The 6054-nt window shown below is 31.1% G+C and carries 3 protein-coding genes and 1 CRISPR repeat array; all 3 genes read right to left on the bottom strand.

The window, feature by feature from the left end:
- Positions 1–691 precede the first annotated feature (691 nt).
- Positions 692–3605: direct repeats of the CRISPR family, unit length 30 nt; unit sequence GTTTCAATTCCTCATAGGTACTCTAGTAAC.
- A 200-nt stretch (positions 3606–3805) separates the two neighbouring features.
- The 3 genes from csx20 to csm5 are packed head-to-tail and all read right to left on the bottom strand — an operon-like array spanning position 3806 to position 6048.
- The gene (gene csx20 / locus BET03_RS09575) at positions 3806–4198 is read right to left on the bottom strand and encodes a CRISPR-associated protein Csx20 (protein ID WP_183108815.1); all 393 of its coding nucleotides are present in this window, start codon (positions 4196–4198) and stop codon (positions 3806–3808) included.
- Positions 4170–4943, bottom strand: coding sequence for a hypothetical protein (locus BET03_RS09570; protein ID WP_120169744.1), 774 nt, complete (start codon positions 4941–4943; stop codon positions 4170–4172). Before BET03_RS09570 ends, csx20 begins: the two co-directional genes overlap by 29 nt.
- 1 nt (position 4944) lies before the next feature.
- The gene (csm5, locus tag BET03_RS09565) at positions 4945–6048 is read right to left on the bottom strand and encodes a type III-A CRISPR-associated RAMP protein Csm5 (protein ID WP_183108814.1); all 1104 of its coding nucleotides are present in this window, start codon (positions 6046–6048) and stop codon (positions 4945–4947) included.
- Positions 6049–6054: the final 6 nt, after the last annotated feature.

The following is a 6054-nucleotide window of genomic DNA, read 5'->3' as shown; positions in this document are numbered from 1 at the left end:
ATCCTAGGCTTAGACAGGTACTATGACCTCTGCTGACTTCTCAAGGTTCAGCTATACATCACTATATAGGTTGTCATTTCGAAATACATCTTAATGACTTATCCTTGAGACCTCCCGGGGTAAGCGTAACTACTTTCCTCCCATATATCCGCCACATTTACTGCATAAACTTTCGGACCATTTAGGGCTTTGTTTTGTTATGCAAACTCACCCAGTTTATACAGCCTCCAATGTGATTCGTGTACCTCGGACCAGGATTTTGCCTTCAGCTTCCTTCAGATTCCACCTCACGATGGACAGCCTTCGGCTAGTGGTTGGCATGGTCAGCCCCCACAGTGGACTTTCACCACCTAGTTGTTACGCATGCCCGGCGCACATAAAAAACTGATGGATTATCTATCCATCAGTAACTATTAAGATTAATTATTATAATTAGCCCTATTATAATGTAAAATCTAAAGTTTAAAATTTAAAATTGCTTGTTAAGATATTTCCTATGTACTCATTTTCTTCTATTTTCCATTTTACATTTCCAGTTTTCAATTTCTTAAGTTCCTTCATAGGTAGCTTACAAATACAGCAAACTGCATTTGAATTATTAATTTTAAATTTTAAATGTTGAATTATCTTTACTTTAGGCTAACCTTTTTCCTCTTCTAATTTAGAATTCACAGTTCTCAATTTAAAATTGATTTAAGTTCCTCATAGGTACTCTAGTAACAAAGAAGAAAAAAATAAAATGAAAAAATATGTATCCACGTTTCAATTCCTCATAGGTACTCTAGTAACCCATGGCTAGTAACAATGAGAGCAGAAGATTTTTAGTTTCAATTCCTCATAGGTACTCTAGTAACCCACTATATATAATAGAAAGGGAAATAAGACTATATAGTTTCAATTCCTCATAGGTACTCTAGTAACTTAGCATTATCGAAACAGGAGATATTTTTGATGATGTGTTTCAATTCCTCATAGGTAGTCTAGTAACGTATATAATGATCTTGAGTTACTTGTGTTCCTTTGTGGTTGTTTCAATTCCTCATAGGTAGTCTAGTAACTATCACCTGTCGCATATCTTGTTAGAGGGCTAGAAGCAAGTTTCAATTCCTCATAGGTAGTCTAGTAACTAATTGAAAAAATGCCAGAAATAGAAAATTCACTAATGTTTCAATTCCTCATAGGTAGTCTAGTAACGGGTTATCTTTAGGGTTTTTGAAAAATGGTTTTCTTTTGTTTCAATTCCTCATAGGTAGTCTAGTAACGGTTTTTCACATGCAATAGGCGTAGTTTCTAATATGGGTTTCAATTCCTCATAGGTAGTCTAGTAACTATTTTCTACAAGTTGTTCAGCAGTTTGTGTAACATCGTTTCAATTCCTCATAGGTAGTCTAGTAACAAATAAAAGGAGTTGATAATTATGAAAAATATAGTTATTCGTTTCAATTCCTCATAGGTAGTCTAGTAACATGTTTCAGACTGGAAGAAGTTCTTTCTCCAGCCCTCGTTTCAATTCCTCATAGGTAGTCTAGTAACCGTGCCAATGCAACAGTCATAATCCTAGTGATAGCTATAGTTTCAATTCCTCATAGGTAGTCTAGTAACTAGGCTCTGCTAACTGATAAATTAGCGTTGTTCCTGCAAGTTCATTTTGCATTTCTGTGTTTCAATTCCTCATAGGTAGTCTAGTAACATGGATTTTAAAATAATAAAAGAATTTATAACAGAAAAGTTTCAATTCCTCATAGGTAGTCTAGTAACTTTTATCCCTTCTTTCAAATTTCTTTGTAATACTGAGTTTCAATTCCTCATAGGTAGTCTAGTAACTGCATATAATAGTAATAACAAAGAAAATTAAAAAAATCGTTTCAATTCCTCATAGGTAGTCTAGTAACGTAAATGGATTAAATGAATCATTAGTTTTTATGGGTTAGTTTCAATTCCTCATAGGTAGTCTAGTAACTGGATGTATAAAAACCACCATACAAGCAGCATACAAAGTTTCAATTCCTCATAGGTAGTCTAGTAACCTTTATGAAGATAATAATCAAGTCGGCACAGGCAATTATGATTTGTTTTCTGTGTCGGACTGGCAAGAGGCGTTTCAATTCCTCATAGGTAGTCTAGTAACAAACATTCTGTCAAAAATCCACCTGCCATTCCTTCTAAGTTTCAATTCCTCATAGGTAGTCTAGTAACGGTGGCATTAGCATGGCTATAACAATTAAGAGAACAAAGTTTCAATTCCTCATAGGTAGTCTAGTAACTCACGTGGAACAATGGGAAAAATTTTGAATGTGGAATAGTTTCAATTCCTCATAGGTAGTCTAGTAACATTAATAAAAATTATTGTACTGATAAAAAATGGGCTGAGTTTCAATTCCTCATAGGTAGTCTAGTAACGATGGGGGATTAAAGGCAATTGATTATTCAATGAAATGTTTCAATTCCTCATAGGTACTCTAGTAACTCTATCTCAGTTTTCGGCGGAGTATATGGTTTTCCTAGTTTCAATTCCTCATAGGTACTCTAGTAACTAAATATCTTTATCTCTAGTCAATGCAACTGGAACTCCGTTTCAATTCCTCATAGGTACTCTAGTAACCAAATAAAGGATGTCCAAAGATTGACCATTTTAATTGTTTCAATTCCTCATAGGTACTCTAGTAACTTAAAACGTGGCTCTCTTGTCCAATAATCATACAATAGTTTCAATTCCTCATAGGTACTCTAGTAACAGTTTAGCGGGTCTGCTACTGCCTCAGCGAGAAATCGTTTCAATTCCTCATAGGTACTCTAGTAACCGTGCTAAAAGTCGCTTTTATCATTGGTTGACACAGTTTCAATTCCTCATAGGTACTCTAGTAACAAAGAGCAGGGCAGTGTATTATACCGAAGCATTACAGGTTTCAATTCCTCATAGGTACTCTAGTAACTTTATCTAGTGGTTGGAAGGAAAGAATACAGGGTCTTAAGTTTCAATTCCTCATAGGTACTCTAGTAACTAGCAAAGAAAGTAGGGCAAAGGATAATAAATAATTAGTTTCAATTCCTCATAGGTACTCTAGTAACTAACTAATCTTGTTGGAGGCATTCTTTTTTCTACTATGTTTCAATTCCTCATAGGTACTCTAGTAACAGAAAGAACTTCTTCAGCTCTGAAACATGGGAAGAATAGTTTCAATTCCTCATAGGTACTCTAGTAACATTTGCTTCAATGACAAAGTCGCCGACCTCCACAAGTTTCAATTCCTCATAGGTACTCTAGTAACAAGATATTAATTATCATTCAATTGCCAATAGATTAGAGTTTCAATTCCTCATAGGTACTCTAGTAACCTACAACTACAATTAAAGAGATAGGTTGTTATGTTTCGTTTCAATTCCTCATAGGTACTCTAGTAACGAAGCTGATAGTTATGAAATAAAAGATGTTACTGGATTCGTTTCAATTCCTCATAGGTACTCTAGTAACTGATTGTCTTTCATTTCCTTTATGTCCTCTCTATTACTGTTTCAATTCCTCATAGGTACTCTAGTAACTCTGTTGCCTTATCTTCATCCCTTACTTTGTAATAGTTTCAATTCCTCATAGGTACTCTAGTAACCCATTACATATATTGATTTTATCAGGTTTACTATTTTTTGTCAATTTAGTTTTTACCACTTTTTTCTATAATATTCTTCCATATGAATACCCTTCAATCCCTTCAAAACACTATATTACATCTACTTTTATCTCCAAAAACAAAAAGTCGTCGATCCCCAGGGGTTTTTGCACTACTGGAGGTCGACGACTTTTTTTCTACTAATCTTTAAACTTTTCGTATCTTCTAAAATTGACATGTTTAAATACTCTATTGGTAACTACTTTGTTACCAATTACTTTTTCTTCTACATCTCTTTTAGATGTAGCATAAATTGGAATTCTATTCTTTTTAAAACAATAATCTACTATATAGTAGGTTGCTCCAAAATCCCCTTGAACAAGTACATAATCCTTTTCATTAGAGTTTTCTTCTATCCAGTTCACAATTTCCACTAATATATCTTTTGGTAGTTTCCCTTCAGGGTTTATATTGCCCCATATTTTTTGAAGGTTTTGTGGTAAAGTTTTCACTTTCTTTATTCCTAGTTTAGTTTTTGCTTCATAAATTTGAAAGTCTGTAAGGTCATGTGACATTATTACCAATAAATTCAAAATTTCCTCCTCCCAAACTATATAAGCTACCCAATCCGACAATCTTTAAGAGATTTAAAAAATTATCAATTACTATTTTATTTTCAAAATATATCCTTCCTACTCTTCCTCTATACTTTATCTTGTTCCCTACTAAATATATATTGTTTTTAAACTGGAAATCTCTTAGAAAACTCTCGTATTTATAATCTTTATATTCTATTGTATTATTTGTTATTTTATGTTGTTCATTTAAACGTGAAATTTTATTAAATTCTTCTTTAAATATATTTTTTCTATAATCAATAGGAGTAATAATATTAAAACCTTTTATACCTTCCCCATTAATCTGTTCTATATTATCATACTTAAGACGTCTAATAAAAAACCTATACCTTTCTCTAAAAATTCCTCTAGTTTCAAACTCTTTTATTATGAATGAAAAAAAATCCATATGTGCTGTGCTTTTTCCTAGAAAAATGTATTTTAAATTTAATTTTTCTCCTGAATTATATATTTTTTTTGAAATTAGAGGTTTCTTTATTACTACTGGTATTGTCTCTATATCAAAAAAGTTATTCCCTGAAAGATAATAATAGACACATTTCTTTAAGTATGAACATCTACTACATTCTGTTGTTGGAGTTATACATACTATATTTTTTAGTCTCCTGAAAATCATTTTATAAAAAGCAAGTTCAGGATCTTCTATAAATTTTATTTTATCCTTAAACTCTAATATTACTTCAAACCTTTTAATTTTCATGCTAATCAGCCTTCTTAACTATTGCAAATCCCAAAAGTTTTGGAGCAATTGATAATCCTACGAATTTTCTAGTTTTAGGGAATTCATATCGCTTATCATATTTAGGTGGTCTTATAAACTTTATAAACTCTCTATTATAAAAATCTTTATCTAACTGTTTTACAGCTAACCCTAGTGTATGTGATTTAAATCCAGTACTTTTACCAATTCTTATTATAGGACTTTCTTGTTTATTTAAATCTTTATACTTTTCTAATTCTTTAAGTATTTCACTATTATTAAATAATTTTGCCTTATTTTTACTAAAATAGTTTATTTCATCCTCAATTATATCTTTTGAATACTCGTATAAAGCTTTTAATATATTTTTTTCATTTAAATATGATGTTAATTCATTATCTAAATCTAATTTGTTAGCAATTTCCTTTTTAAGAGTTGTTTTAAACTTAAACTTTTCTGAATAGCTTCCTTCACACATAACTTCAATAATATCTGATAGAAAGTAGGATTTAATATTAAATATATTTTCCTGATAAACAGCCACATCCCCTTTAATATTTACATCTCTAATTCTTAAGAATCTAAAAGGATCCTTTAATATATTCTTTTTAAACTTACCTATTATACAATCTTCAATATCTTTAACTTTCCTATTTCTTTTTATCTCTTCTATTCCTTTTTTAATAAAATCAATTCCTTTATTTTTTACGTAATGATAGAATACTGCCGTTCTTACTATTCCTTTTAATGTTCCTCCCGGTATATATGTTCCTTGTATATTTCTCATAGTTCCTTTAATTTCTTTAGCTTTTAAGTCATCAATCTTTTTTATTGCTCTTACTTTAACTTTATCCAGTATACTATTATCAATTATCCCCTTATGAATAAAATGATCTAAATTTTTATAATATTCAGCTCGTTTACCAGTGTATCCTATTCCCCTCAACAATTGGCTATTAAGCATATGGCTTTCTTTTATATTAGACAACACATCTTTTTCGTCGAAAATTAGTACTTCTTCTTCCTTTTCTATATAATCAATCGGTCTATAGGATTTACTACTACCAATATGTATAGGTGATAATACTTCTATTCTATATTCCAAGCTCTT

Source organism: Thermohalobacter berrensis (assembly GCF_003609645.1).
Lineage (GTDB): Bacteria > Bacillota > Clostridia > Tissierellales > Thermohalobacteraceae > Thermohalobacter > Thermohalobacter berrensis.
The sequence above is the reverse complement of the archived record's forward strand: the minus strand, read 5'-3'. Positions and strand labels throughout refer to the sequence as shown.